This window comes from Cobetia sp. QF-1 (genome assembly GCF_002213105.1).
Classification (GTDB): Bacteria; Pseudomonadota; Gammaproteobacteria; order Pseudomonadales; family Halomonadaceae; genus Cobetia; species Cobetia crustatorum.
In genome coordinates this window covers 76499-103473 of record NZ_NBVS01000005.1, presented here as the reverse complement: position 1 = coordinate 103473, position 26975 = coordinate 76499, and the positions used below count along the sequence as shown (strand labels likewise).

Sequence of the window (26975 nt, the reverse complement as noted above, 5' to 3'; positions counted from 1 at the left end):
GCCGCCTTCGGGTGGCCGCTTGCGTTTAACACTACACGCTTTCTTTTTCTCCCCTTTCTCGTCCCGAGAGTTGCTATCCATGACGTCGCTTGTTGCCGATTCGGCTGATCGCCCCACGATGACACCACTGACAGCCCTGATCTGTCCGCTGGATGCTCAGCCACTGAAGCGCGATGGCCAGAGCTGGTGCTGTGTCGATGGACATCGCTTCGATATCGCCCGCCAAGGGCATGTCAATCTGCTGCCGGTGCAGCGCAAGCGTAGCCTCGACCCTGGTGACAGCAAGGGAATGGTGACGGCACGCCAGCGACTGTTCGCACTGGGAGGCTACCAGCCACTGGCCACGGCGTTGGCAGAGTGTGTGCTGGAGGAAGTTGAGGCAGATATCGCGTCATCCGGTGCTGATCCACTGGCCGTGTTGGATGCCGGGTGTGGCGAAGGCTTCTATCTACGCCAATTGGCGCACGGAGCACATGCTCGTGGCGTGACGCTGGAAGCGGCAGGATTGGATATCTCCAAGCATGCCGTGTTGGCCGCCGCCAGGCAGTCACGCGATGCGGCCTGGCTGGTCGGGACCAATGCTGCCTTGCCGCTGGCGGATGCGTGTCTGGATGTCGTGATCTGCGCCTTCGGATTCCCGGTATGGCAGGAATTCGCCCGTGTACTGAAGCCTGGGGGACGTGTCGTATTGCTGGAGGCGGGCAGCGGGCACCTGCTGGCCCTGCGCAAGATTCTCTACCGTGAGCTGAAACCCGCGCGTGGCGAAGCCGGCTTGAGTGCCGCAGTAGCGGCCGGCTTCACACCACAGGGCGACGTGCAGCACCTGCACGCAGGACTGTCACTGAGTGGTAATGACCAGATTCGTGATCTGCTGACCATGACGCCGCACCTATATCGTGCCGAGCGAGAAGGGCTGGCACGTGCTGAGGCATTGGACGTGTTGGATGTCGAACTGCACGGCGAGCTGAGAGTCTTTGGGCTGGAAGATGCACAAGACAAAACTTAAATAGAAATTGTTCGCGTTTGCCTTGCAAAAGCAAATGAGAATGATTATCTTGTATGGGCGGTGTCCGGGCAGACATCGCAGGGCGCAAGCCCATCCGTAGTGGCGGAGTCAGGCCCCCGCTACGGTGTTTCTCCTCATCAAGCTAGTCACGGTCTTGGGCATCCTCATATGGGGATGCCCTTTTTCTTGTCTGTTCTACGGGGAATGCGTGTTTTACATCAGATAGACAGCCAGAACGGCAGCGTCAGCATGGCCAACAGGGTCTGTGCCGTGATCAGCGCTGCCATCAATTCGGCATTACCGCCCATCTGACGAGCGAGAATATAGGCCGAGGTTGCCGTCGGCAGCGCGGCAAACAGAATCGCTACATCACGCGCGACTCCCGTCAGGCCAGCCAGCTGGCACAGCACCACGACCAGGGCAGGCATTGCCAATAGCTTGAGAAGGCTCGCAAGCCAAGCCACGCTGCCACTGGCGAGCAGTACGCGCGGACGCAACGCAACGCCGACGGCGACCAGTCCTAGCGGCAGAGCCGCTCTGCCCAACAGCGCGAGTGTATCGCCGCTCCAGCCCGGCAGACCCACACCACTGAGATTCAGTGCGGTACCTGCCAGACAGGCGAGGACGAGTGGGTTACGTGACAGCGCCTTGAGTGAGCGCAGAAAACCGCCTTCTCCAAGGGTTCCCGCGGCAATGAAGGCCATCACGCACAACAGGTTGGCGACAGGCACCATCAGAGCCAGCGCGACGGCGGCGACGGTCGCGCCTGTTGTGCCGTGCAATGCTGCAGCACCGGCGACACCGACGTAGCTGTTGAAGCGGATGCTGCCCTGAAACAGCGAGGTAAATGAGGCCGCATCGCCTAGCTGTCGACTCAGCCAGTCAGGGGCATGCCGCCAGCATAGCCACAGGGCTGCGGAGAACAGCAGCATGGCGCCCAGCATCACACTAGCCAGCGGAATGACGGGTACACTCGCCATGTCGGCGCGTGCCAGTGTGGAAAGCAGCATGGCGGGGAACAGGACGTAGTAGATCAGTCGCTCCATCTCATTCCAGAAGCCTTCGCCCGGGAAGCGTTTCCAGCCCAGCAGCGCCCCGATGACGATCAAGAGGAAGAGGGGGCCAAGCGCCTGCTGTACACTTGCCATTCTGATTCCTTGTCTGATTGTGTGGGAAGGCATACTGGGTGCCAAAGGCCAGCCTGATAAGCTTGCCATGAGTCACATATTGCCGCATTCATTCATGTGTCGTATTGGGTTTCATGCTCGGTTGTTTTTGCGACATGTGGCTGAGCAATATCTACTTTTCCTTTCCGGCTGTACGCCGGACTGTCACCGGAACTGCCATGTATCGCGCCGAAGATGATAATGCTCGCCCACCGCTGCTCAATCTGCTGATTGTGGTAACGCTGATCACGATCGTGGTCTCGCTGTACTACCTGATCGACTACTACCTTGTGCGTGACGGCAGTAACGGCAAGGTCACCTGGTTTGCGCCTAACCAGTCCTGTGAGCTGAGCCATGCTCCCTGCAGCGCTGAACTTGGCCGCTTTGGTCGCGTGACGCTCTCGCTTGAGGGCGATATCAGCCCGCTGACGCCACTGGGTATTCATGTCGTGACCGAAGGCGTGACACCAGAGGGCGTGGAGGTCGATTTTATCGGGCGTCACATGGATATGGGCGTCAAACGCAGCATGTTGACGACCACTGATGCTCCAAGTGCTGAGCGCCAGCAATGGCTTGGCGAAGGACAGTTGGGATTTTGCAGTAGTGCGACCATGGCGTGGCGAGCGCAGATCATTGTCACGACTGAGCGTGGGCGCCTCGGCAGCTGGTTTGACTTCGACAGCCATCCGCAGGCGTCTACCGCAGAACAGCTCGAGAGCTCGGTGAATCAGCTATTTCGTAACGAGAGACGCTCACGCTCTGCACATGATAGCGACAGGCGCTCAGGAAGCTGACGCTCAAGTATCGGAGCGTAAAAATCAGGAGTAGGGCATGCGCGAAGAGAAAAAGCGGATCAACACTTGGCTGATGCTGGGAGCGATCGGGTTGGTGGCGTTAGTGGGTGCCGGGGTGGCCTGGCAGCAGGCGCAGCGTGATCTTGCTCCTGTCTCCGGCATGCAAGCGTGGGCGAGTCTCGGTGGCCCCATTCATCTGATGTCAGCGCAAGGTGAATTCCGTCTGTCAGATGTCAGTATGGGCGAGGCGGCTAGCGTAGGTGCCGCTCCCGTCGTCGCGCTCTACTTCGGTTATACCCAATGTCCGGATGTCTGCCCAATGACGCTGGCTGCCTTGCGTCAGGTGATGGCGGAGTTGCCTCCCGCCACTACTGCCCGTGTTGTACCAGTGATGATCTCGCTGGACCCTGAGCGCGACACTCCTGCGCGCCTTGCTGAGTACACGGGGCATTTCGGGCCACGCTTCATCGGTGTCACCGGTAGTGATGAAGAATTGGCCGAGATCGCGCGTCGCTACGGTGTCAGCTATCGCCGTGTCGAAGCACCGGATTCGGCACTGGGTTACACCATTGATCACGGTGCAGCGCTTTATCTCGTATCTAACGAGGGCCGAATCTACGACCGTATTCCCTTTACGCCGGGTGCTGCAGGCATTCGGGCTGGCTTGACACGTGTATTGAACGAGACCCGCGAGTAGCTGACCTGCGAGGTGTTATCAGTCTCCGCCGGAGTCATGCGATGCCTACCAGAATCCGATGGTAAATACACATTATCCACAAGTTGGCAAGTGGTGGTTGGAAATTTTGTGGATAATCATGATGTACCAAACCTGCAACGCAGTCGCTGAAATAGTGAATTTATTATATCTATTTAAAACAGTGGGTTGCGATAATTGACTGCATGGATGGAAGTCAGTGTTCACTTTGCATCCAGACAGTATCACTGCCGCATTGGTGTTCTTGGCCCTGAATTATCAACCTGTGGTCAATAGCTTCCCCACAGATTTATCCACAGGGTGGTCGAGCAGTTTTTGCCACACTTCCGTGCAAGTATTTATCGGATATTAGCAAGTATCGATGTTCTGCTTCGTGGAGATGGTGCCAGCCAAACAAGAAGAGCCGCCCCTTGGGGCGGCTCTTCTGTTACCGACATGAGGTGGTGCTACCAAGTCGGTCTTACTTGCTGGCGTCAGCCTTGGTCACGTCGAGTAGCTCAACCTTGAAGGAGAGTGTCTCGTTCGGGCCGATCGGGCCGCCAGTGCCGGCTTTGCCGTAGGCAAGGTCAGCCGGGATATAGAGCATCCAGGTATCGCCGACGCTCATTTCCTGCAGTGCTTCCTGCCAGCCCTTGATGACCTGGTTGACCTTGAAGCTAACCGGTTCGCCACGCTGATAGGAGCTATCGAAGACGGTGCCATCCAGCAGCTTGCCTTCGTAGTTTACCTTGACGGTATCTTCAGCGGCGGGGCTCTCGCCTTCACCGGACTTCAGTACCTTATACTGCAGGCCGGAATCCAGTGTCTTCACGCCGTCTTCCTTGGCGTTTTCAGCGAGGAACTTGTCACCAGCGGTCTTGTTATCCGTGGCTTCCTGTTCGACGACCTTTTTCTGTTCTTCCATCTTCTTCTGCTGGAACTTGGAGAGCGAGTCTGCAATTTCCTGGTCGCTCATCTTCATGTCGCCCTTGGCGTAGACATCACGCACGGCTTGAGTGAAGGCGTCCAGATCCAGATCGGTGATGTCCTGGGAAAGGCTCTTGCCCAGAGTCGCACCGATGCCATAGCTGAGCTGTGCCTGCTCGTCCGCGAGACTCTTGTCTGCGGCAAAGCTGAACGGGGTGACCAGGAGGGCGCCGAGCGCGACGGCACTAACCAGCTGTTTCATGAAAACTCCTTCAGGATGAGAAGGGCCTGAGACGGGCCCGAAAATCACGATGGGTACCAGGATAGTGTGGCTATCCTGGTGCCCTAGTGTTACTCCGACTCTAACAGCCGCGCACAAGTTCCGCATCTGCCTTGACGGCAGGCACGCGAGTCAGTGCCAGCAGGTTCAGGGTCCGCGTCACACGTGAGTCATCCTCGCCCCATCCTGCATGGCCCTTGAGTAGCGCAACCGATTGTTGAAACGCCAGTAGCGGGTCCTGGCTCCGCGCAAATGGGGTGTTCAGGTGGGCAATATCATTGGCAGGGCTCAGCGCCTCCAGCTGCGCGAGCGTTTCCTGCTCGGCGGACAGCTCACAGGCCTTCAGCTGCTCATAAAGGCGTTCCAATCTGCGCGAGGCACTGTCGTCGGACATGGGCTCGTGGCTCATCAGCTCCTGTTTGAGCTGTTGGCGACGTTCGCGCAGCATGCCGGTCATCCAGCTCTGCCAGTCGCGTACGCTTTCGAGCAGACGGGTTGGCGACGTCGCCAGCATGACACCATTGGCCGCCAGCCAATGGATCCAGAGGAGCTCACACACGTCGTATCCGGCCTCTTCCTGCAATGACAGGCACGCACTCATGACATCCTTCAGGCCGAGGGAGCCATCATGCATTGCCACATCGATTGACTGGTCATACAGAGACAGCGCGTAGTCCCACAATCCGGTAGAATATGCGCCCATCAAGTCGGCCTTTTCGCTGGTGGTGGATTCCCGCTGACGGGAGACGCCAGCCATGGTGCTCTCTCCTGCGGGAGGATGCCAGTGAAGCCGACGTCCCCCGGATTTCTGATCGAGGTTGTCATGATTGCACTGCGCCAGCTCGCCCTGCAACGCGGCGGAGCGCCGCTGATCGACGAAGCGGACCTGACGCTGCATGCCGGTCACAAGGCCGGTATCGTGGGTCCCAACGGTGCCGGAAAGTCGAGTCTGTTTGGCCTGATCCTCGGTGAGTTGATCCCGGACAGTGGCACCGTTTCACTGGCGGGCGGCGTGCGCGTGGCGCACATGGCGCAGGAAATCGAGGCGCTGGAGCGCCCGATCGTCGATTACGTCGTCGATGGCGACCATGCCCTGCGCGAGACAGAGCGCGCGCTAGCGGCTGCCGAAGCCTCGGAGGCACACCAGCGTCAGGCCGAGCTGCATGCCCATTTCGATACTCTCGATGGCTACACGGCGCGTGCACGTGCCGAGCAGCTGCTGGTCGGACTGGGCTTCAGTCAGGCACAGCTGACGCAACCGTTGGTGGCTTTCTCGGGGGGCTGGCGAATGCGTGCCAATCTGGCACGTACGCTGTTCACGCCATCTGACTTACTGTTGCTGGATGAGCCGACCAACCACCTGGATCTCGATGCCTTGTTGTGGCTTGAGCAGTGGCTGGCCCGCTATCCCGGCGCGCTGCTGTTGATTTCGCATGATCGTGATTTTCTCGATGCGGTATGTGATCACATCATTCACTTCGATCGCCGCAAGCTGGTGGTCTACAAGGGCAATTACAGCCGCTTCGAGCGCACGCGTTCCGAGCGACTGGTGCGTGAGCAGGTCGAGCACGAGAAGACCATGGCACGTCGCGCCGAGATCGAAGACTTCGTGCGGCGCTTCAAGGCCAAGGCCACCAAGGCTCGCCAGGCCCAGAGTCGCATGAAGATGCTGGAACGGATGGAAGAGACGGCAGCGGTAAAAGCCGACTCGCCGTTTCACTTCACCATTCCATGTTCCGACAAGATCTCGCATCCCCTGCTGGGGCTGGACCGTGCGGTAATTGGCTATCCCGACAAGACGCCACAGCTGTCGGGCGTGCGTTTCTCGTTGTTGCCCGGCCAGCGTATCGGATTGCTTGGCCCCAATGGTGCCGGCAAGTCGACGCTGATCAAGGCGCTGACGGGTGAGCTCGATCTGGTCGAAGGTCAGCGCACGGCAGGTGAGCATCTCGCGATTGGCTACTTTGCCCAGCATCAGGTGGATGGGCTCGATCTGTCCTCGACGCCCTTCAACCATATCCTGCGCCTGTCGCCGGCCGCGGGTGAGCTGGAAGTGCGTACCTTCCTTGGCAGCTTCGGCTTCCACGGTGATGAAGTGTACGCCTTGGTGGGTTCGTTCTCCGGTGGCGAGAAGGCGCGTCTGGCGCTGTCATTGATTGCGTGGCAGAAACCGAATCTGTTGCTGCTGGATGAGCCGACCAACCACCTTGATCTCGACATGCGCGAGGCACTTACCGATGCACTGGCAACGTTTGAGGGCACCGTGATTCTCGTCTCGCACGATCGTCACCTGCTGCGTGCCTGCGTCGATGAGTTCTGGTGTATTGCTGATGGACGCGTGACACCCTTCGATGGTGATCTCGATGACTATCGTGCCTGGCTCAAGGCACGTGCCGAAGGTGAGCGCCGTGAAGCGCGCGCTCAGAAGGATGCCGATGCAGGGGTCGACAGCACGCGCACGCCGGACCGCAAGGAGGCACGGCGTCTGGCCGCCGAACTGCGCGAGAAGCTGCGTCCGCTCAAGAAGGTCAGTGACAAGGCCGAACAGCAGATGAGCAAGGCGCAGGGCGAGCTGGACAAGATCGAGGAGGCACTGGGCGATGCCACGCTGTATGAGGCAGATCGCAAGGCAGAGCTGACCAGGCTGTTGGCCAGTCAGGGCGAGATAAAGAACCGTCTGGATACTGCTGAAGCAGAGTGGCTCGAGGCTCAGGAAGCATTGGAAGAGATGGAAACCCAACTCAAGGCGACGGACTGACCGATGCGGTTGGATCGCTGGCTGACGCGCCAGCCACAGCTGAACCGCCGCCTTGCCTTGCAGGCATTGGCGGCGGGGCAGGTACAGGTCAACGGGCTCACTGTGCGTGACCCGCTGCATGAAGTCGGGCCTTTCGATACGCTCGTGCTGTCACACACCGACTCGCCACCGGGCACCTGCTTGCAGGTCGCGCGTCGCCCCCGCCATGTCCTGCTCAACAAGCCTGCTGGCATCGTCACTGCTTGCCATGATGCTGAGCATCCCACCGTCATCGATGTACTGCGGATCTCACTTGAGATGCGCGGTGAAGACGATGGCTGGCTACAGGAAATTCATCACGTCGGCCGACTGGACCGCGCCACGACCGGTGCGCTGCTGCTGACCAACGATGGTGATGTGTCGGCACGCATCAGTGATGCCGGACTCGAAGGCCCCGCCAAGATCTATCGCATGGGATTGGAGTCGCCGCTGTCAGTCGCTGAGCGAGCCAGTGCCGTCGCATGCGTGGCGGAAGGCGTATTGCTGGAACATGATCCACGGCCTACCTTGCCCGCCACGCTGGTGTTTCTAGCGGCGGATGAAGTGCGCCTGACGCTGCACGAAGGTCGCCATCATCACGTCAAACGTCTGTGGCGCACACTGGGCAATCGCGTGGTGTGGCTGCATCGTGAGTCAGTGGCAGGATTGAGTCTGGAGGGGTTAGCGATAGGTGAGTGGCGAGAGCTGACGGCAGAGGAATGTTGCCGGCTAGGCGCCGCACACATCATGGGCTGAGACTGTGTTATCCACACCCCGTAGCAAGCAAAGAGGGTGTGGATAGTCTGGGCTAGCCGTTAGCTGCCGACGGCTTGAGTCGGGAGGTCGCCCTCATTCTCACCGTGCACCGGGCTGGCTTCTGGCGTCGATAGGCTGATCAGCTCACCGTCGACATCGCGGGTGAAGTTACGCACGATCACGCCAATGTTGTGTGGTAGCGGCGCAAACTGACTGCAGCGACTAAGTACTTCGTGCATGTCGTCGTAACCACTGCCTCTGCGCGCATCGATGGTTGCGCGCGAGAAATCGATGTCCTTGAGCGAGGTTTCACCAGGTCGCGCCGCCGCCAGCAATCGCACTACATTGATGGAAGGCTTTTGGGTCATGGAGAGAATTTCCTGAATCTCCGGCATTTTCCGTAAGCTTTCTGGCAGATGATTCGCCAGATTCTCGATGCCCATGCGCAGCGTCTGATTCTCTTCCAGCAGGTTCAAGTGCTCGCCCGCACGGCTGGAATACTGAATATCCTTCTCACGTAACTGCGCTTCCTGAAGTGTTTCAGGCACCTTGCCGTCGGAACTCCACAGATCGATGACATAGCAATTGACGACCGTCTCGCCATGCGGGTGCTCGGCCAGAACCCAGCTGACGGGCGTGTTGGAGTAGAGGCCACCATCCCAATAGGCCTCACCATCGATCCAGACTGGCGGGAAAGAGGGAGGGAGTGCGCCACTGGCGAGAATATGGCGATGGTCCAGCGCTTCATGCGATGAGTCGAAATAACGCAGTGCACCACTGCCGATGTTCACCGCGCCGACGGACAGGCGCACATTCTCGGGATGACGCGCGTCGAGGCGCTCGAAATCCACCAGTCGATTGAGTGTGTCGCCTAGCGGCTCGGTGTCGTAAAGGCTGGGCGGCTCACCGAAGAAGCTTTGCCACAGCGGCACTGTCCATAGCGGTCGCGGGCGGAAGAAGCCCGGAATGCCGAATACCATCGCCGAGGTACGTGCGATGCTGCGCTCCCAGGGGTGGAAGGCTGCCCCCATGCTGGTGGCGGGCTGGGCAATGCCATACCAGAATTTTTCCAGCGCTTGCAGGCGCTCACCATCCGGGTTGCCGGCAATCAGTGCACCATTGATGGCACCGACAGAAGTGCCGACAACCCAGTCTGGTTGGATACCGGCTTCGCTGAGTGCCTCAAATACGCCAATCTGGTAAGCGCCCAAGGCGCCGCCGCCCTGGAGTACCAGGATATTGAGCGCGTCGGCACAGAAGTCGCAGGATGTATCACGCATGAAACCTTCTCCTCTCCGGCAGCGCCGCTATTCCCGGTAGGGTACCGCCTTCGCAGATGCCTCTTTTACGTAGCATCTTGGCGGTAACGATAGGGATATATCGTCATTATTGTGCGCTGCAGCATGTGACTGTCAGCATAGCACGCTCCCACGGAAATCGCGGTGCAGTATAGCGGTGCCCATAATCACTGTTTTGTTCACTTGGCCGATGGGTGCTTGCGTTGGTAAGCCTGCCAGCACCTCTCTAGCGACACCATCCGCTCAGCCATTGATCTGCGGCCAGCAGCAGTAGGGCATAGCGCCCACCCTTGGCGATCACGATCAATACCACGCTCTTCCACCATGCGAGTCGGAAGACTCCCGCCAGCACGGTCAGCGGGTCGCCGACCACGGGTGCCCAGCTCAGTAGCAGGCTCCAGGCACCGAAGCGACGATACCAGAGCGTGCCGCGGGCCAATGCTCGGCGTGATACGGGGAACCAGCGCCGAGTACGCAGGCGGCGTGCCCCTCGTCCCATGGCGACGTTGATCAGACTGCCGAGCGTATTGCCCAGCGTCGCGGCGATCCACAATAGCCACGGTGTCTGCCCCTGGCACCAGAGCCCGGCCAATGCCGCTTCCGATCCACCGGGTAACAGCGTGGCGCTGGCGAGTGCAATCAATGCCAGTGATAGTAGCGATGTGACTTCATCCATCTGTGAGTCTTCCACTAGTCATGGTGTGAGGGCTGTCATGGTGGCTTTCTTCCCCGTCCAGCTCGGGTATGCTGGTGGCATGTTCATGCTATTTTTCGGGAGTTTCTTGCATGCTTATTCCGTGCGTCCTGACGATTGCGGGTTCTGACCCTTCGGGGGGAGCCGGCATTCAGGCGGATCTCAAGACATTCTCCGCACTGGGGGCTTATGGAGCCAGTGTGATCACTGCGCTCACCGCCCAGAATACCTGTGGTGTGCGTAGTGTAGAGGTCGTATCGCGCGAGTTCATTGCCGCGCAGCTAGACGCCGTACTGGATGATCTTGATATTCGTGCCGCCAAGATCGGCATGGTCGCAGACCCGCAAGTCGTGGAAATGCTGGCAGATCGGCTTGCCCAGCGTCGTCCACCGTGGATCGTGTTGGATCCGGTACTGGTTGCCAAGAGTGGTGATGCATTGGTTGATGATGCTGCCATCAGCGCCGTGGCCAAGTATCTGGTGCCGCTAGCCGATATCATCACGCCTAATCTGCATGAGGCCGCGGTACTGCTAGGCGAGCGTCGACTTATCGGCCGCAGTGATATGCCGGCAGTCGCGCGAGAGCTACGCGCTAGAGGTGCGAAGGCGGTACTGATCAAGGGCGGGGCGCTTGAGGGGCAGGCATGTGATGACTTGCTGGTCAGTGATGCGGGAGAGCAGTGGCTGTGTGCGCCACGTATCGAGACCGATAACCTGCATGGTACTGGTTGCTCAATGTCCTCTGCCATTACGGCACGTCTGGCTCAGGGGCGGTCATTGCCACAGGCCGTGGAAGAGGCTCGTGAATGGCTGTTGGGTGCCTTGCGTGCATCGGATCAACTCAGCGTGGGTAAAGGCCGCGGCCCTGTGCATCACTTTCATGCGCTGTGGTGATAAGTGGTTCTCTGTCGCGGGCCCCTTTCGGAGCGGCGTGATGAGGTTGATGTTTCCTATCCTGTTGCTTCATTGACGAGTGAAAGCCATGACTTCATCACTGTTCCGTCTGCCTTTGCTTCGCGCGTTTCAGCCTCGACTGCTAGCGGTCAGTCTGGCGGCCTGTATGGCGGCTGCCGTGAGCCCGCAGGTGTTGGCTGCCGAGATCAAGGATGTGAGCTTTGCTGATCAGATCGACGCGCCTGGCGGCCAGTCAATGATGCTGATCGGTACTGGGCTCTTCACCTACATGGTGTGGGACGCCTATGTCGGCGCTTACTATCAGGATGCTAGACGCCCACGGCCAGCGCCCTTGAATGATATCTCGCGGCGTTTGGTGTTGGAGTATTTCCATGCCATTGATGCTGAAGATTTCGTCAAGGCGACAACCAAGGGCGTGCGCAAGAATCTTTCGGCGAGTGATTTTGCGGCTGTCGAGTCGGCGCTGAAAGAGTTCAATGCCGCCTATCGTAGCGTGGTACCGGGTGATCGCTACGCGCTGCAGTGGCAGCCTGCAGGGGGAGGAAGAGGGGCGCTGACACTGACGCTCAATGACTCGGTTATCTTCAGTAGTGACTCGCTGGCACTGGCCAATGGCCTGTTCGCGATTTGGCTGGGTGATACGCCAGCGCAAGACGATTTTCGCGCTCAGCTGCTGGGCCAATAAGGGGCCGGCCAGAGAGGTAGGCTCCAAGGCAGTGCCTGAATGACGGCGACGATTACTGTCTGATTGACTCGAAAAAACGCCCCTACCGGATAACCGGCAGGGGCGTTTTTTTCATCTTGGCCAGAGTGGATATGACCACTCCGGATGATGCGATTTACTCGCCTTCAGCAGCCTTGATATCGGCCTGCAGGGTATCGAGTATCTTGCTGCCACGCTCCCCCGCCTGTTCGCGGAAGACCTTCCAGCCTTTCTCGCCTTCTGGGCGGAAGGCATCGCGTTGCTCGTCAGTTAGCGTGATGATCTTGATATCGCTGTCCTTCTTGATTTTTTCGAGGCGGTCAGCATTGTACTGCTCCTGCTTCTCGAAGATGTAGGGACGCATCTCATTGGTCACCTTATCCAGAACCTGGCGTTGATCGTCATCCAGGCCCGAGTAGAAGTCGCTGGAGGCCACCAGAGTGGTGATGAACTGCGCCTGCTTAGCCTGAATCATGTAGTCCTGAACTTCGTAGAAGCTCATTTCCTCGATAGCGAATACCGGATTGACCTGGCCGTCGATCTGTCCCAGCTGCAGGCCGGAGTAAACCTCGGAATAGGGCAGCGGCGTCGGGTTAGCACCGTAGCCGCGATAGGTCTCAACCAGAATGGGTGACGTCATGGTGCGAATCTTGAAGCCATCCATATCAGCCGGCTTCTCGATGTCGCGATTACCGGTCCACACCATCCAGCCTTCCGGAATGACGCCCAGCAACTGTAGATTCTGCTCGGTGTAGGCCTCTGACAGCATGTCGATGGCCTTGGAGTTGCCCAGTACCTTTTCGTTGACGGCATTGTCGTCAGAAAACAGGAAGTGCAACGTGAAAACGCCTGCTTCTGGAATCACCGAGGCCAAGTGGCCGGGTGAGGCGAAAGTCAGCTGGATAGCATCACTCTGCACAAGCTCGGTGAGCTGGGAAGAGGTGCCCAGTGCGCCATAGGGGTAGATCTCAACGTCGATATCACCCTCGGATGCCTTCTCGATACGCTGCTTGAATTCCTGTGCATAGGCATCCTGTACGCTGCCGGAAACCTCTTCCAGCGCGAAACGCCAAGTATCTGCCTGGACGCCAGCAGAGGCGAAGGCTGATACGCCAAGGCTGGAGGCTAGTGCGATTCCCTTGATCAGCGCGGAAAGGCGAACAGGTACCTGTGGTTGGGTCGTCTCGCGGGTCTGTTCGGGTGACGGGGTCCACTGCATGGTCATCTTGTTCTCCTTGTCTGTTTTCCATCAGCATCGGGTGGCTTGGCCGCTCACCCGCTGTCCAGCTTGCATCGTTTAGATAATATTGCCATCCTTAATATAATAAAAAAATTACCAAATTGGATGATGTGATTATAAATTATTATGAATCATGAGGTTTTTCAGCATTATTGTCTGATACTTGCCGCTTACTGATTCATGCAGATGTAGCGTGCGTGGCACGCTGACATGTCAATCAGGTTCCTTGTGTCATACGAGTCATGATCACTAATAAAGCTAGAACATGTTTGCCTAGAACGGAAACAATGGTGACTGCTCGCCATGATCCAACGAATAACGCTAGTAATTGGTTTTATCTTGGAGGAATTAGCCACGCAATGGCTTTTCTATTGATAAAAAAACCAAGCGATGGATGAAAAGCCCAAGCAACCGGAAGCCAAGCCGACAGGAAACTGCTCCATGAACCAGTCTTCATCATCTGATTCTCACTCTGCTGCAGACGGCAGTGGTGCACCGCCAGATCCGCTTGCACATTTGCCAGCATCACTGCGTGGCATGGCGGGACTGTTTGAGCGCAGTGACCGTGGTCTGGCACACGTCGAACGCTGGCTGATCGTGGTGTGTGTCCTCGGTATGGCCTCGGCCAGTATCGCCAACGTCATCGGGCGTAATGTGTTCAATCACAGTCTGCCGTTCACTGAAGAGCTAATGCAAATTCTGCAGCTGTGGCTGACCTTTCTGGGGATTAGCTACGGTGCACGTGCTGGTCGCCATATTCGTGTGACGGCGTTACTGGACTTTACGCCGCCCTGGCTGCGCAAGACATTGCTGATACTGGGGCAGGTCATTACCTGTGCGCTGCTGGCGTATCTGTCATGGCTGGCGGTCGACTATCTCCAGAGTCTGGCGAAATCGGGGCGCGTGACACCCTCGCTGCGTTGGTCGTTGGCGATTCTCTATGCTGTGGTGCCTGTCGGACTGGCACTGGGAGCACTGCAATACTTGATGGCGGTCATGCGCAACCTGCTTGCCAGTGGATCATGGCTGTCTTGGCAGACATCAGAAATTGATGAGAACGATGAGCCTGATGGTAGCGGTGCCTTGTAAGGAATCTTCGTCAGCCATGTCTGTGAGGCCTTTGGGGGCTTGTTGGCTGACTAGCATTTTTTAAAAACAACATGTATCTGGTCTAAGGATGGAGCTGCCCATGTGGATCCTGCTCGTGATGGTAGGGCTGTTGCTGCTTGGGGTGCCCATGATGGTGCCGCTGAGTGTTGGTACTTTCTTTTTGCTGTTCAGTGATTTTCCCTTCCTCAAGCCCGAACTGGTGATTCAGCAGATGATTGGCGGCCTGCAGCCAGTAGTGCTGACAGCGGTTCCGATGTTCATCCTGGCGGCCGACATCATGCTCAAGGGCTCGACGGCACAGCGTCTACTGGATGTGGTCGAACGCTTTGTTGGCCATTGGCGTGGCGGCTTGCCGGTAACGACGGCGTTGGGCTGTACTCTGTTTGGCGCTGTGTCCGGCTCTACCCAGGCCACGGTGGTAGCGATGGGGCGGCCATTACGCCCACGGCTGTTGGAGGCAGGCTATAGCGACAAGTTCACGATTGCGCTGATCATCAATGCCTCGGATATTGCGCTGTTGATTCCGCCGTCTATCGGCATGATCATCTACGGCGTCGCAACCGGCACGTCGGTCGGTGATCTATTCATCGCCGGTATCGGCCCGGGGCTGTTGATCCTGGTGCTGTTCTCTCTCTACTGCATGTGGAAATCGTGGAAGCTGGGCATCCAGCCACAGCCCAAGGCTGACTGGCCGTCGCGGTTCAAGGCGCTCAAGCGCGCCAGCTTGCCTGCCGGCTTCCCTGTCATCATCATTGGTGGCATCTATTCGGGGATGTTCTCGCCCACTGAGGCAGCGACGGTATCGGTGATCTATGCGCTGATTCTGGAAATGCTGATCTACCGTGGCGTGACCCTGAAAGACCTGCCCAGCGTCGCCTTTTCGACCGGCTTGATCACGGCGGTGGTCTTCATCCTCGTCGCGGCGGGCGCTGGCTTCTCATGGATGATCTCGTTCGCCAAGATTCCGGATGCCATTCTCGGCGGGTACATTCCTTACCTGTCAGAACACGCCCTGGCGTTGCTGGCGGTGATCGCGGTGGCCTACTTCGTGGGCTGCATGTTCGTTGATCCCATCGTGGTCATTCTGATTCTGGCGCCAGTATTTGCGCCAGCAGTCGATGCCGCTGGCCTTGATCCGGTCCTCGTCGGCACGCTGGTGACTCTACAGGCGGCGATCGGCTCGGCAACGCCCCCCTTCGGCTGCGATATCTTTACGGCGGTGGCGGTCTTCCGAAAACCGTATATGGAGGTCATTCGTGGCACACCTCCCTTCATCGCGCTGCTGCTATTGGCCACAGTGCTGTTGATGCTGTTCCCGCAGATTGCGCTGTTCCTGCCGAGTCTTGCCAACTGACGTCCATGCGCACATGAGTACAGGTGCGTATGAGGGTACGATTTGATTCAATGTGAGATGACAAAAACGCCCCGCAGGCCGAAGCCTGCGGGGCGTTTTTGTCTGATATGCTCGACCAATTCATCAGTCCGTGGCCATGAGCCAGTGATGATCATCCCGACCTCCAGGAGCAAATGGTATGCGAGCGTTGATCCAGCGCGTCACCCAGGCAGAGGTGATGGTAGAAAATGAGAGCGTTGGCGCTATCGAGAGCGGTCTGCTGGTGCTGGTGGGGATCGAGAAAGGCGATGATGAAGCGCGTGCTGACAAACTCTTGCACAAGTTGCTGCATTACCGTGTGTTCGCCGATGAGGCAGACAAGATGAACCTCAACGTGCAGCAGGCAGGTGGTAGCTTGTTGCTGGTCTCCCAGTTCACGTTGGCGGCGAATACTGGCAGCGGTATGCGGCCGAGCTTTTCTGCTGCTGCGCCGCCTGCCGAGGGCGAGCGCCTCTTCGCGTATCTGGTCGAACGAGCGGGACGGTGTGGTGAAGAGTTGGGCGTTGGGATTGAAACTGGGCGCTTCGGAGCCAATATGCAGGTCTCGCTGCTCAATGATGGACCAGTGACATTTATGCTTGAGAGCTGATACTCCCATTGATAAGCCACTGATAACGGTGCCGCGTGGAGGCACAAAAAAGCCGCTCCCGAAGAAGCGGCTGCAAGCATTGGAGCGGTGACCCGAGCGCGTAAGGTGCTCGGGTCGAGTTCTGGTACTGTCTTACTTGATGCCTTCTGGATTACGGGCATTCAGGTAGGCTTGCTCGGACACTTCGTGCCACTTCTCGACCTTGCCTTCGAAGGTGGTGTAGGACTCATAGATGCGTCCCGCCAGCTCGTTGGAATCGCCAAGCTTCTTCACGACACCCTGCGATAGCTCGCGAGCCTTGTCCAGCACGTCCTGTGGATAGCGGCGCAGCTCGACCTTGTGTTCGTTGATCAATGTCTCGAGTGCATCGTTATTGCGTGCGGTGTACTCGTCGAGCATGTCCTGGTTCACGTCGCGGACTGCAGAGCGGAGGATAGCTTTCAAATCATCCGGTAGCTCGGCCATGGCCTCGTCGTTGACGATGGCTTCGAAGGTGACGGTCGGCTCGTGCCAGCCCGGATAGTAGTAGTACTTGGCTGCCTGATAGAGGCCGAAAGCCAGATCGTTGTACGGCCCGATCCACTCGGTAGCATCAATGGCGCCAGACTGCAGAGAGGTAAATATCTCGCCACCCGGCATGCTGACGGTGGCTACGCCCATCTGTTGCATGACATCGCCACCAAGACCTGGCATACGCATCTTGAGGCCATCAAGGTCAGCGACAGAGTTGATCTCCTTGTTGAACCAGCCGCCCATCTGGACGCCAGATGAGCCACCCGCCATCACTTCAACACCGAACTTGTCGTAGACCTCGTTCCACAGCTCCAGCCCGCCACCATAATGCAGCCAGGCGTTCATCTCCTGAGCAGTCATACCGAATGGCACGGCAGCGAAGAACTGTGCCTCCGGCGACTTACCCTTCCAGTAATAGGAAGCTGAGTGGCCAATCTGTGCAGTACCGGACGAGACAGTATCGAGAACCTCAAAGCCCGGTACCAGTTGACCTGCGCCATAGACCTTGATCTTGAGGCGTCCATCGGACATCTCATCGACCAGTCGTGCGAGACGCTCAGGCCCTTGGCCAACACCGGGGAAGTTCTTCGGCCACGAGGTGACCATCTTCCAGCTGTAGGTATCGGCAGCATTGGCGATTGCTGGCAGGGTGCCCATGGCCGTCATGGTACCGACGGCGATACCGAAGGCGAGCTTGTTGAGTTGCATGGCGTGCTCCTTGAAGTGCCCGATTGTTTTTGTGGACAAGTTGTGGGCAGAGGGTGTGCCGCCGAGCGGCCACCGGATATGACACATCTGCATGAGCCGCATGGCGGCTCTCCCATCAGCCAACGGGGCAAGCCCCGCCGTTTTTTATATGGCCGCCCAGTGGACGGCTTTTTGTTTCGTTATCTACCCTCAGAACTGGGCTGGTAGCCAGGTCGCGAGTCCCGGAAAGGCTGCCAGCGCGGCTAGCATGCACAGCTGAATCAAGATGAACGGGATGACGCCCTTGTAGATCTGACTGGTCGTGACTTCCTTGGGCGCCACGCCTCTAAGATAGAACAGCGCGAAACCGAAGGGTGGCGTCAGGAAGGACGTCTGTAGATTGATGGCGATCATGATGCCCAGCCAGATGGGGTCGAGTCCCATGGCCAGCAGCACCGGACCGACGATCGGTACTACCACGAAGGTGATTTCGATAAAGTCTAGAATGAAGCCGAGCAGGAAGATCACCAGCATCACTACCAGGGTGGCACCGACGACACCGCCCGGCATGTTCTCGAAGATCTCGGTGACCACTTCTTCGCCGCCGAAGCCGCGGAAGACTAGTGAGAACAGCGCTGCACCGATGAGAATCAGAAACACCATCGAGGTGACATGAGTGGTGGAGCGGACGACCTCTGTGAGTGTCTTGATGCTCAATTTACGATTGGCGACGGCCAGCATTAATGCACCGAAGGCACCTACGGCAGACGCTTCTGTTGGCGTTGCCAGCCCGCCAAGAATCGAGCCTAGTACACAGACGATCAATATGATCGGCGGTACCAGACCCTTGAGCAGCAACAAGGCGATACTCCCAGTGTGCCCAAGCTCTTCCAGCAGCGCATCGCGATCGACAGCCGGCGCCTTCTCAGGCTTCAGCCACGCGATGATGGCAATGTAGACGATATAGGCGACGACCAGAATCAGACCCGGGATCAGGGCACCGATGAATAGATCGCCCACCGAGACGGTCTTCGGGCTCCAGATGCCCATCGACAGCTGCGCCTGCTGGTAGGCCGAGGACAGCACGTCGCCCAGCAGTACCAGTGCGATAGAGGGGGGAATGATCTGTCCTAACGTGCCGGTGGCACAGATGGCACCGGTCGCTAGTGATGGGTCATAGCCACGCTTGAGCATGGTCGGCAGTGATAGCAGGCCCATAGTCACGACGGTGGCACCGACGATACCGGTAGAGGCGGCCAGTAGCATGCCCACGATGGTGACGGAGATGCCCAGCCCGCCGCGCAAGGAGCCGAACATCAGCGCCATGGCGTCTAGCAGGGTCTCGGCAACTTTCGACTTCTCCAGCAATACGCCCATCAACACGAACAGTGGTACGGCCAGCAGAGTCTGGTTGGTCATGGTGCCGTAAAGGCGATTGGGCATTGCCGACAGGAAGCTGGCATCGAAGACACCATTTGTAATTCCCAAGGCATCCAGTCCCATGCCCAGTCCAGCGAAAGCCAGCGCCGTGCCTGCCAGTGACAAGGCCACTGGATAGCCCAGCATCAGGACTCCACAAATACATACGAATAGCAGCAGCGGCATGATCTCGAGCATTACACCAGTTCCTCATCGTGATCGGGGGTGTCTTCGCTCGTATGCGGAGAGGGTAGGCGGCCACACAGGAACAATAGATGGCGACCAGCCTCAGCTACGCCCTGCAGCAGCATCAGCACGGCAATGGCCGGTAGCAGTGTCTTGAGCAGATAAACGCCCGGCAGACCGCCGGATTCCGGTGACCCTTCGTGAATGCTCCAGGAGTCGCCGACATAGCCGAGGCTTGAGAGCAGGATGAAGGTCATCACCGGGAACAGTAGGAAAAGGGTGCCGCCAAGGTCGATCCACGATTTACCACGATGCGACAGACGCTGATAGAAGATATCCACGCGGACATGATTATCGTGTTTGAGGGTATAGCTGGCGGCCAGCAGGAAGACGGCCGCATGCATGTACATCACGGACTCTTGCATCTGGATGCTGTTGATATTGAAGGCGTAGCGCAGCATCACGATCATGAATTCGACCAGCATCATGATGACGACCAGCCAGGACACGCAGCGTCCTAGCCCTTCCGTCATGCGGTCGAGCCCTGTGAGCCAGCCGGGGGTAGAGGCAGTGGCAGACATGGAATCCCCTTGGCCTGCGGGTAGCAGGTGGTATTTGTTGGCGTTGTTGTTGTCAGGCGACGTGGTGCTTCGTTCAACACCGTTACCTTAGATTCAGGCTTTTCTCATGTTGGAGCTAGTGACGGATAGCAGCAATGAGGGAATGGGGCTTGGTAGACAACGCTATTCCACGCTGGCGACCTGTAGAGGCTGCACTGTGACTCCTCGACATCCCTTTATTGGCGCTAGGCTCACGATGAGTCCACGTCTTAGACAGGCCAAGAGTAGCGAGTGAGGCTGTAACTACAAATGGATCATTGGTCTGACAAGATATTTTTACCTTTTATTTCAAGTTGTTAGGTGGGCATTAGTATGCTGGGCGCGATTGATGAGGTGCAGAAGTTGGCCAAAAGAGGGTAGGTAAGAAGAGGGAGAGCAGGCGAGAATCAGGGCGTGAACCACTTTGCAGCATAAGAAAAGAGAGGGGAGTCTTTCGGGAGAGGGGGAATATCAGGCGAGCCCAATAGCCTTGCGACACGGTTCAGGAAGGTACACTTCCACCGCCATCGGAAGATGATCGGAGAAAAGATGCGACAGAGTGCCGGGATGACTGAGGCGTAGCGTGGAGGAGACCAGGATGTGGTCGAGCCCGCGGCTTGGCTGCCAGGCAGGATAGCTATTGATGGCCTTGCTGGGGCGTGAATCCAGTGCCTCACAGAAGTCCTTGTGCTGGCGAAGTTGCGCTAGCGTGCAGTTCAGGTCGCCCATCACGATGACGTGCTTGAGCGGTGCGATCAGCTCTCCGAGATAATCGAGCTGCTTGCGCTGGATTCGCGCACCAAGTGCCAGGTGGGTCACGAAGACGTGTAGCGCATGTTCGCCATCACCAAAGCGGGCATGTATTGCACCGCGTCCCGGCAGGGTGCCAGGCAGTCTGTGTTCTTCAAGACGGCTGATCGGCAGGCGCGACAATAGGCCATTGCTGTGTTGTGCCAGACGGCCAAGATTACGGTTGAGCTGTTGATAGTGGTAGGGAAACTCAGCCGTGTCGGCCAGCGAATCGACTTGATTGACGTTACCAGAGCGAAAACTACCGCCATCCACTTCCTGCAGGCCTACGATATCGTAGGGAGTAATCGCACCAGCGATCAGCTCCAGACGCCGGCGGCGCTTGGGATGTGGCAATAGATGCTGCCAACCGCGGGTAACATAGTGGTGCCACGCCGCGGTGTGAATACCGACCTGCATGTTGAAGGTCAATAGACGCAGAGGGGACGCCGTATCATTTGATACGACGCCCTCCATTGCGCTGGCGGCCACTGAATTAGTGGCTAACGCCATTAAGCGGCGTCCTTGTTGCCAGCCTTCTCTTCACGCACTTGCTCGACCAGCTCATCAGCCACCTTGAGCATGTTCGGCAGTGAACCTGCAGTGCTTGGAGAGATGACATAACGGCCGTCAACGATCAGCGCCGGAACGCCCATGATCTTGTAGGCGCGCATCTGGGCGTGAGCCTGATTGACCTGACTTTTCACGCCGAAGGACGTCAGCGATTTCTTGGCGGCATCTTCTGTCACGCCATAGTCGCTATAGAACGCGGCGACATCGTCCGGGTCTGTCAGGCGCTGGCGATCCTGGTGGATAGCGTCGAAGAATGCCTTGTGAGTCTCGTCGAGGATGCCCAGATCTTTAGCGGCATAGAAAGCATAAGCGTGCTTGACCCAGTCCTGCCCCATAGTGGCCGGAAGACGGTTGAAGGTCACATCACTCGGTAGCTCAGCTACCCACGGCTCCAGGCTGGATTCCAGCTTGTAGCAATGTGGGCAGCCATACCAGAAGGCTTCAACCACTTCGACATTACCGGCTGGTGCATCAGTCTTCACCGGCTCGTCGAGTACCTGATAATCCTTGCCGGCTTCAGCGGCGAAAACGCTTGCTGACAGACCAAGGCCCGCCACCAGAGTCAGTAGTGGTTTCCACATCATGGAACATCTCCATCGAGTTGAGGCATGTCCGAGCAAGGCACTCGGAAACATTAGCGATACATCGAGTATGCGTGTCACAGGCAGCTGCTGTCGATACTGCTCTCCGTTCCCACGTCGAACGCTGTTGTCGCAGATTAGCGCGACAAGGTTGACCGGCGCATGAACGTCATCGACGAGATGGTATGCCGCAATGAGCGCATCTTCGGCGATCAATGGCGTAATACGCCATTGATGGGCAGGCGGATGCCTTAGCGTAGCCCGTGCAGATACTCGGCGACTTGCTGCATGTCGTTGTCACTCATACGCGCTGCAATGCTACTCATGATGGCATTGGGATCATTGTCGCGCGTGCCATCACGGAAGGCCTTGAGTGCTGCGACGGTATATTGAGGGAATTGTCCTGCGAGCGCAGGATAGCCAGCAGCATCGAGTCCTTCGCCACGCGGTCCATGGCAGGCAGTACATGCGGCGATGCCCTCGGTGAGTGAGCCCGCGCGATAGAGTATTTCCCCCTTTTCGGCAGCATCAGGTTCGGCTTGGCCCTGATTGGCGGGTAGCGCAGCATAATAGGCAGCGATGTCTGCTACATCCTGATCGCTTAGATTATCGGTCATGCCGGCCATCTGAGGGACAGGGCGCCGCCCATCGCGAATATCTTCAATCTGCTTGCGTAGATAGTGTGCCTGCTGCCCGGCCAGATGAGGAAAGGCAGATGCCGGAGAAATACCCTGTGCGCCATGACAGGCAGCACAGGTGGCTGCTTTGGTCTGTCCTGCGCGGGTATCCGCATCCTTTCTGTCGGCAGCGATAGTACTTGTCGAGATACCGGTGGTAGCGGCCATCAGCACCAGGCTCAGCAGCCATAGGGGTCTCTGCAATGATCTCATCAGCTTGTCCATTTCGCTGCTCCCTGTCACTGGGCCCAGGCCTTGGGCCGGATGCACCATCAACTATCTGTGCTAGCGGCTATCATCTCTTGGGAAGTCCATCGCACGTCTCGCAGGCCGTGAGAGCAGAGTGGTACACTAGGCCATCATGATCGCGACACTTGCCATGACGGGAGTATAGCGAATCCCCTCAGGGCGCGTGAATGTGCCTGTCGTCAGCCTAACGTCACACTGACTCATGCTTATGCATATCCGTGTGTCTGCCTGTCAACGTAAAGACAGGGTCTGCGGCGCTCTTTTCCGTTTCACCGGTCGTTTCTTCTGCTCTCTCGTGATGTCGCGCGGGCGAGACGTCCGCCTTCAACAGGTATTCAGAATCCTCATGGCCGAATCAGCCACTTCGACCCACAAGCTTCATTATCGTCAGGCGCGCTTCTTGATCAGTGCCGCGACGCTGGCCCAATGTCCGACCGACGTCGGCGCAGAGGTGGCCTTTGCAGGTCGCTCCAATGCGGGCAAGTCCAGCGCCATCAATGCGCTGACCTCTCAGAAGGCCTTGGCACGTATTTCCAAAACGCCTGGACGTACCCAGCTGATCAACTACTTCACCATCGGTGAAACAGGTCGTCATCTGGTCGATCTTCCCGGCTATGGCTATGCCAAGGTGCCGGAGAAGGTGAAGCGGGAATGGCAAACGCATCTGTCCAACTACCTGCGCAATCGTCAAGCGTTACGTGGCCTGGTGCTGTTGATGGATGTGCGTCATCCGCTGTCAGAGTTCGACCAGATGATGCTGGGCTGGGCCAATGAGGCACGTATGCCGGTGCATATCCTGCTGACCAAGTCTGACAAGCTGAAGCGCGGTCCGGCCGCCGCCAGTCTGCAGAAGGTGCGTCATGCCCTGAAAGAATGGGAAGACCTTGTAAGCGTGCAGCTGTTCTCATCGCTGAAATATGCGGGTGTTGAGCAGGCGCATGCCAAGCTCGACGAATGGCTGGCGGATCCGTCTGTCATGGATGGCGTGAATGATGTTGGTGATGCAGAGGCAGTAGAAGATCCTTTCGACGATTGATATCCGGTTGATCGGTATATCGATCAACTGTTGTCGATGAAAAACGGCCACCCTAGGGTGGCCGTTTTTCATGGTGAAGTGCGCATTCTGGAGTGCGATGCCTGCATTTCTTACATGAACAGGCTGCGAGGGGGGGCTTCGCGGGGCGAGTTCGATAACGACGCAGGGATCATGTGGCGCGATGCCTGCCATTGGGGGCGTTTCTCTGAAGGCTGCGTGACGAGTGCTTGCTCGAGGCCCACTACATTCAGGCCGTGCATGGGCATGCTGGCACGTGCGCTGTAGACACCTGCAACGACGAGTGCAGCGCATAGTAACGCTAGTCCGGTACCAATGATCAGTCCGTGCCAAGCGCTTGAGTGTGGCAGTGCCATTGGGCCCGGATCATAAGGTGTTGGCAATGTGGCTCGGCGCTCGGCAGGCATGGGGTCATGATGGCGGTTCAGTGGGTGAATGCTCATGAAGTCCTCTCCTGCTGGGCAATAAAAGGATGAAATGCAGCGATTCAGGTTTCAACTCAGGCCCGCTGCACGACATCAAGTGCCTATAAGCAAGCGCTTGTCGTGTAGGTACCTGTGGCTGAAATCTTGTACATTAAATATGGCCTCAGGTTTACTGTTGTACAAGAAATAAATTGTGGTATCAGTTCTCATCATTATCAGCCTGCGTAATAAAAGGTGGTGTCCGTTTTACATCCGCGAAGGTGAACTACGTCGCGGAGAGGGCGAACAAACGGACCGGCATGCTACTTAACTTGAGAGCGCTTGGCCGGTCAGGCGTGTCAGTAGCGCCGGCAGTTCGCGCACATGTGAAAGAACGTGCACGCCTGCGGGTAGCGGACCAGGCGCGCCGAGGCCTTTGACGTCGATCCAGGCGACTTGCATGCCGAGGCGTGCTGCTGGCAGGGCATCTTCCTTCCACGAATCACCCACGTGTAATGTTGTAGAAGGCACGCTGCCAAGGCGTGCCATCGCTGCGAGGAAGGGGCGAGCATCGGGTTTCGGCGCTAGCCATTCACCGGCAGCGATGCTGAATTCAAAGTGATGATCCAGCGCCAGCCGGGTGAGATCTACGTTGCCATTGGTGATGGCGCCCAGTCGGAAGTGACTGGCCAGTTCCTCGAGGATGCCACTGGCTTCCGGGAAAGGGTTCAGTTCATGGCGCAGTACAAGAAAACGCTCGATAGCGACCTGTGACCAATGTGAAGCTTCGTGATCATCGTGGCCAAAATCGCGCAGCATGGTCTTCATGGCTTCGTGTCGTAGCCAGGTGAAATCTCCGCGCCGTAAGGGGTGCTCAAGGCCTAGCGTCATCCGCCGCCGCGTGTATTCTTCGAGTGGAAAGCTCGCTGCATGGCCAATTTCACCATCCAGCCAGGCATAGTGCTCTTCTTCTGCGCGCTCCATGACTGGGCGATTCGCCCATAGGGTATCGTCGAGGTCGAAGGTCAGTGCGGTCAGGCGTATTGGGATGGTAAGGGTCACTGAGGATCATCCTCTCGAGAAGTAAAAGCCGCGGGCGTAGTGAGTCGAGCATCAGTCACCGTCTCGGTCTGTCGCTGACGGCGTGCGCGAGGATGAGCCTGATCGTAAGCACTAGCTAGCTGCTGCCAGTCGAGGCGAGTATAGATCTGAGTGGTAGAGAGGTGGGCGTGGCCCAACAGCTCTTGCACTGCACGCAGGTCGCCGCTTGATTCAAGTAGATGGCTGGCGAAGGAATGGCGCAGGCGGTGTGGATGAAGATGTTCCGGCAGGCCACGTTGCTTGGCCTGTGTCACCAGCCGCAACTGCACTCCCCTCTGTCCCAGCCGTTTTCCTTGTTGACCAACGAACAGTGCTGTCTCATCCGGTGACGCCAGTTGCCCTCTTACCATGAGCCAGGCATCCAGCGCTTGTCGCGCGCGTGAGCCAATGGGTAGCTGACGTGGCTTGTCACCTTTGCCGCGCACGCGCAGACGGCGCGTTTCCAGCATGTCGAGGTCGAGACTGACCAGTTCCGAGAGGCGCAGTCCCGAGCCGTAGAGCAGCTCCAGCATGGCCTGATCGCGGATCGCCAGCGGCGTGCCGTCGTGCGGGCAGTCGAGAAAGCGCGACAGACTGTCGATATCCACCGGGCGAGGCAGGTGGTCTGGCAGACGCGGTGTCTGTACCAGGCCCGCCGGGTTGTGCGCCAGGATGCCTTGATCGACCAGCCAGCTACAGAAGCGACTGATCGCCGCGCGGCGACGAGCCATTGACCGTGGCGCGAGGCCTCGGCTTCGTTCGGCACCGAGAAAGCGACGTAGCATCGGTACATCGAGCGCCTGCCAGTCTATCGGTAGCACGGCCTCATCAGCACGATCGGGGCGTAGCATGAAGGTCGTCAGCGACTTGAGATCTTGCGTATAGGCACTGACGGTGGCAGGACTACTGTCGCTAGCCAGCCAGCCGAGGAACTGCTGACAGATAGCGTCCAGTGCCTGTTCGGCGGCGATGTATTCACGTGTGTCGGAATCGCCAGTCACGCTCATTGCGCGGCCTGATCGTTGCGTGCTTTGGGGCTTCGGGGGGGGCTCGAGTGGGTATTACGCCCCAGGCAGCGGGCCAGCACATCGCCGAGATATTCGGGAAACAGGGTGTCGAGGCCCGCCCGGAACTGCTCCGCCTCGGCACTGGCGACGACCAGATAACCTAAGCATTCACCGCGGGTCAGGCGCACAATGACGGCCGAGCCACGTGTGGCGTCGGCCTGTGTGGCCTCGACGAGATCTTCGCAATCTGCACCTAGTGGCCAGCTGTGATCTGGCAGCAGTGCTTCCCAGCGAGTGCGCGGCATGGCCAGACAACGACTGGCACGGCCATCGAGCAGTCGCTCAAACTGCTCGGCGCGGGAGTCATCGAGAGGCTGGCGTGGCGGCTGTGCTGTGCTGCCAGCATCGCGTTGCCATAGGCAAACGGCCGGAATATCGAACAGCTCACTAAGGCGAGTCGCGAGTGTTTCGGCCAGTGCGTCATCGGACTCGGCATCCAACAGATCAAGCGCCAGCTGGCGCAGACGCTGATAGCGACTTTCGTTATCACGTGCCGTGTCGAGTAGCTCGCCGAGACGTTCTTCTGCCTGTAGCGTGCGGCCGCGCAGATCATGCACCAAGCGCTCGAGCAGCGAGATACTGCCGCCACGCGCTTCCGGATGCGGCACGCGCAGCTGCTGAAGCAATCCTTCGCGCCCTTCGAAGAAGTCAGGATGCGTGGCTAACCATTCGGCCACTCGTTCCGGGTCCAATGTGCGCGGGCGGCGTGAAACGGGTGACTCAGCCATGCGGCTCTCCTTGCAGACGACAGGCGGTG

At 58.1% G+C, this 26975-nt stretch carries 27 protein-coding genes; 11 read left to right on the top strand and 16 right to left on the bottom strand.

Features of this window, described 5'->3' with window-relative positions; all coding sequences use genetic code 11:
* Positions 1-79 precede the first annotated feature (79 nt).
* Positions 80-1006, top strand: a complete 927-nt coding sequence (locus CFN46_RS10945; RefSeq protein WP_088743555.1) for a putative RNA methyltransferase — start codon at positions 80-82, stop codon at positions 1004-1006.
* 218 nt (positions 1007-1224) lie between these two features.
* On the opposite strand, the gene CFN46_RS10940 is transcribed toward CFN46_RS10945, so the two are convergent.
* On the bottom strand, positions 1225-2154 hold the full coding sequence (locus CFN46_RS10940) for an AEC family transporter (protein ID WP_024951492.1): 930 nt from the start codon (positions 2152-2154) through the stop codon (positions 1225-1227).
* A 197-nt stretch (positions 2155-2351) separates the two neighbouring features.
* Here CFN46_RS10940 and CFN46_RS10935 point away from each other — a divergent pair, with 197 nt between their 5' ends.
* Positions 2352-2966 (top strand): hypothetical protein, encoded by a 615-nt coding sequence (locus CFN46_RS10935; protein WP_088743554.1) that lies wholly within the window; start codon positions 2352-2354, stop codon positions 2964-2966.
* Between the two features lie 37 nt (positions 2967-3003).
* Positions 3004-3663 (top strand): SCO family protein, encoded by a 660-nt coding sequence (locus tag CFN46_RS10930; protein ID WP_088743553.1) that lies wholly within the window; start codon positions 3004-3006, stop codon positions 3661-3663.
* Positions 3664-4141: 478 nt separating this feature from the next.
* Here the strand turns inward: CFN46_RS10930 and CFN46_RS10925 are convergent, their stop codons facing one another.
* Both CFN46_RS10925 and CFN46_RS10920 read right to left on the bottom strand, forming a co-directional pair.
* Positions 4142-4849, bottom strand: coding sequence for an FKBP-type peptidyl-prolyl cis-trans isomerase (locus tag CFN46_RS10925; protein WP_024951489.1), 708 nt, complete (start codon positions 4847-4849; stop codon positions 4142-4144).
* A 100-nt stretch (positions 4850-4949) separates the two neighbouring features.
* Complete coding sequence (locus CFN46_RS10920) at positions 4950-5624, bottom strand: TIGR02444 family protein (RefSeq protein ID WP_024951488.1); 675 nt, start codon at positions 5622-5624, stop codon at positions 4950-4952.
* Positions 5625-5690: 66 nt separating this feature from the next.
* Between CFN46_RS10920 and CFN46_RS10915 the strand changes: the two genes are divergently transcribed.
* Together CFN46_RS10915 and CFN46_RS10910 are read left to right on the top strand one after the other, a co-directional pair.
* Positions 5691-7625, top strand: coding sequence for an ABC-F family ATP-binding cassette domain-containing protein (locus CFN46_RS10915; RefSeq protein ID WP_088743647.1), 1935 nt, complete (start codon positions 5691-5693; stop codon positions 7623-7625).
* 3 nt (positions 7626-7628) lie between these two features.
* Complete coding sequence (locus CFN46_RS10910) at positions 7629-8399, top strand: pseudouridine synthase (protein ID WP_024951486.1); 771 nt, start codon at positions 7629-7631, stop codon at positions 8397-8399.
* 59 nt (positions 8400-8458) lie between these two features.
* On the opposite strand, the gene CFN46_RS10905 is transcribed toward CFN46_RS10910, so the two are convergent.
* Both CFN46_RS10905 and CFN46_RS10900 read right to left on the bottom strand, forming a co-directional pair.
* Positions 8459-9679 carry a patatin-like phospholipase family protein gene (locus CFN46_RS10905; protein WP_024951485.1) on the bottom strand — a complete coding sequence of 407 codons (1221 nt, stop codon included), beginning with the start codon at positions 9677-9679 and terminating at the stop codon, positions 8459-8461.
* 244 nt (positions 9680-9923) lie between these two features.
* Positions 9924-10373, bottom strand: coding sequence for a YqaA family protein (locus CFN46_RS10900; protein WP_024951484.1), 450 nt, complete (start codon positions 10371-10373; stop codon positions 9924-9926).
* Positions 10374-10483: 110 nt separating this feature from the next.
* Between CFN46_RS10900 and thiD the strand changes: the two genes are divergently transcribed.
* Together thiD and CFN46_RS10890 are read left to right on the top strand one after the other, a co-directional pair.
* Positions 10484-11284, top strand: coding sequence for a bifunctional hydroxymethylpyrimidine kinase/phosphomethylpyrimidine kinase (gene thiD, locus CFN46_RS10895; RefSeq protein WP_024951483.1), 801 nt, complete (start codon positions 10484-10486; stop codon positions 11282-11284).
* Positions 11285-11372: 88 nt separating this feature from the next.
* Positions 11373-11990 (top strand): chalcone isomerase family protein, encoded by a 618-nt coding sequence (locus CFN46_RS10890; RefSeq protein WP_051510775.1) that lies wholly within the window; start codon positions 11373-11375, stop codon positions 11988-11990.
* Positions 11991-12144: 154 nt separating this feature from the next.
* Here CFN46_RS10890 and dctP read toward each other — a convergent pair whose 3' ends face one another.
* The gene (gene dctP / locus CFN46_RS10885) at positions 12145-13233 is read right to left on the bottom strand and encodes a TRAP transporter substrate-binding protein DctP (protein ID WP_024951481.1); all 1089 of its coding nucleotides are present in this window, start codon (positions 13231-13233) and stop codon (positions 12145-12147) included.
* A gap of 456 nt (positions 13234-13689) precedes the next feature.
* Between dctP and CFN46_RS10880 the strand changes: the two genes are divergently transcribed.
* The 3 genes from CFN46_RS10880 (at position 13690) to dtd (ending at position 16340) form a co-directional block, all read left to right on the top strand.
* A complete protein-coding gene (locus CFN46_RS10880; RefSeq protein WP_024951480.1) occupies positions 13690-14337 on the top strand; it encodes a TRAP transporter small permease in 648 nt (215 codons plus the stop codon).
* A gap of 100 nt (positions 14338-14437) precedes the next feature.
* Complete coding sequence (locus CFN46_RS10875) at positions 14438-15712, top strand: TRAP transporter large permease (RefSeq protein WP_084487990.1); 1275 nt, start codon at positions 14438-14440, stop codon at positions 15710-15712.
* A gap of 178 nt (positions 15713-15890) precedes the next feature.
* Complete coding sequence (gene dtd / locus CFN46_RS10870; protein WP_024951478.1) at positions 15891-16340, top strand: D-aminoacyl-tRNA deacylase; 450 nt, start codon at positions 15891-15893, stop codon at positions 16338-16340.
* Between the two features lie 132 nt (positions 16341-16472).
* On the opposite strand, the gene CFN46_RS10865 is transcribed toward dtd, so the two are convergent.
* The 6 genes from CFN46_RS10865 to CFN46_RS10840 form a co-directional block, all read right to left on the bottom strand.
* Positions 16473-17519: a TRAP transporter substrate-binding protein gene (locus CFN46_RS10865; RefSeq protein WP_246116479.1), complete on the bottom strand. Its 1047-nt coding sequence runs from the start codon at positions 17517-17519 to the stop codon at positions 16473-16475.
* A 231-nt stretch (positions 17520-17750) separates the two neighbouring features.
* Positions 17751-19157: a TRAP transporter large permease subunit gene (locus CFN46_RS10860; protein WP_024951476.1), complete on the bottom strand. Its 1407-nt coding sequence runs from the start codon at positions 19155-19157 to the stop codon at positions 17751-17753.
* Positions 19157-19726: a TRAP transporter small permease subunit gene (locus CFN46_RS10855; RefSeq protein ID WP_024951475.1), complete on the bottom strand. Its 570-nt coding sequence runs from the start codon at positions 19724-19726 to the stop codon at positions 19157-19159. The genes CFN46_RS10860 and CFN46_RS10855 overlap by 1 nt, the downstream gene beginning before the upstream one ends.
* Before the next feature lie 489 nt (positions 19727-20215).
* Complete coding sequence (locus CFN46_RS10850; protein ID WP_088743646.1) at positions 20216-21010, bottom strand: endonuclease/exonuclease/phosphatase family protein; 795 nt, start codon at positions 21008-21010, stop codon at positions 20216-20218.
* 35 nt (positions 21011-21045) lie between these two features.
* Entirely contained in the window at positions 21046-21687 is a 642-nt protein-coding gene (locus CFN46_RS10845) for a thiol:disulfide interchange protein DsbA/DsbL (protein ID WP_024951474.1), read from the bottom strand.
* A gap of 251 nt (positions 21688-21938) precedes the next feature.
* Positions 21939-22577, bottom strand: coding sequence for a cytochrome c (locus CFN46_RS10840; RefSeq protein WP_254918473.1), 639 nt, complete (start codon positions 22575-22577; stop codon positions 21939-21941).
* Positions 22578-22959: 382 nt separating this feature from the next.
* Between CFN46_RS10840 and yihA the strand changes: the two genes are divergently transcribed.
* Positions 22960-23649 carry a ribosome biogenesis GTP-binding protein YihA/YsxC gene (gene yihA, locus CFN46_RS10835; protein ID WP_088743552.1) on the top strand — a complete coding sequence of 230 codons (690 nt, stop codon included), beginning with the start codon at positions 22960-22962 and terminating at the stop codon, positions 23647-23649.
* 110 nt (positions 23650-23759) lie between these two features.
* Here yihA and CFN46_RS10830 read toward each other — a convergent pair whose 3' ends face one another.
* The 4 genes from CFN46_RS10830 to CFN46_RS10815 all read right to left on the bottom strand — a co-directional run bounded on the left by CFN46_RS10830 (position 23760) and on the right by CFN46_RS10815 (position 26946).
* On the bottom strand, positions 23760-24110 hold the full coding sequence (locus CFN46_RS10830) for a hypothetical protein (protein WP_024951471.1): 351 nt from the start codon (positions 24108-24110) through the stop codon (positions 23760-23762).
* Positions 24111-24398: 288 nt separating this feature from the next.
* On the bottom strand, positions 24399-25133 hold the full coding sequence (locus CFN46_RS10825; protein ID WP_248623627.1) for an HAD family hydrolase: 735 nt from the start codon (positions 25131-25133) through the stop codon (positions 24399-24401).
* A complete protein-coding gene (locus CFN46_RS10820) occupies positions 25130-26158 on the bottom strand; it encodes a tyrosine recombinase XerC (protein WP_088743551.1) in 1029 nt (342 codons plus the stop codon). The genes CFN46_RS10825 and CFN46_RS10820 overlap by 4 nt, the downstream gene beginning before the upstream one ends.
* Positions 26155-26946, bottom strand: coding sequence for a DUF484 family protein (locus CFN46_RS10815; protein ID WP_024951468.1), 792 nt, complete (start codon positions 26944-26946; stop codon positions 26155-26157). The genes CFN46_RS10820 and CFN46_RS10815 overlap by 4 nt, the downstream gene beginning before the upstream one ends.
* Positions 26947-26975: the final 29 nt, after the last annotated feature.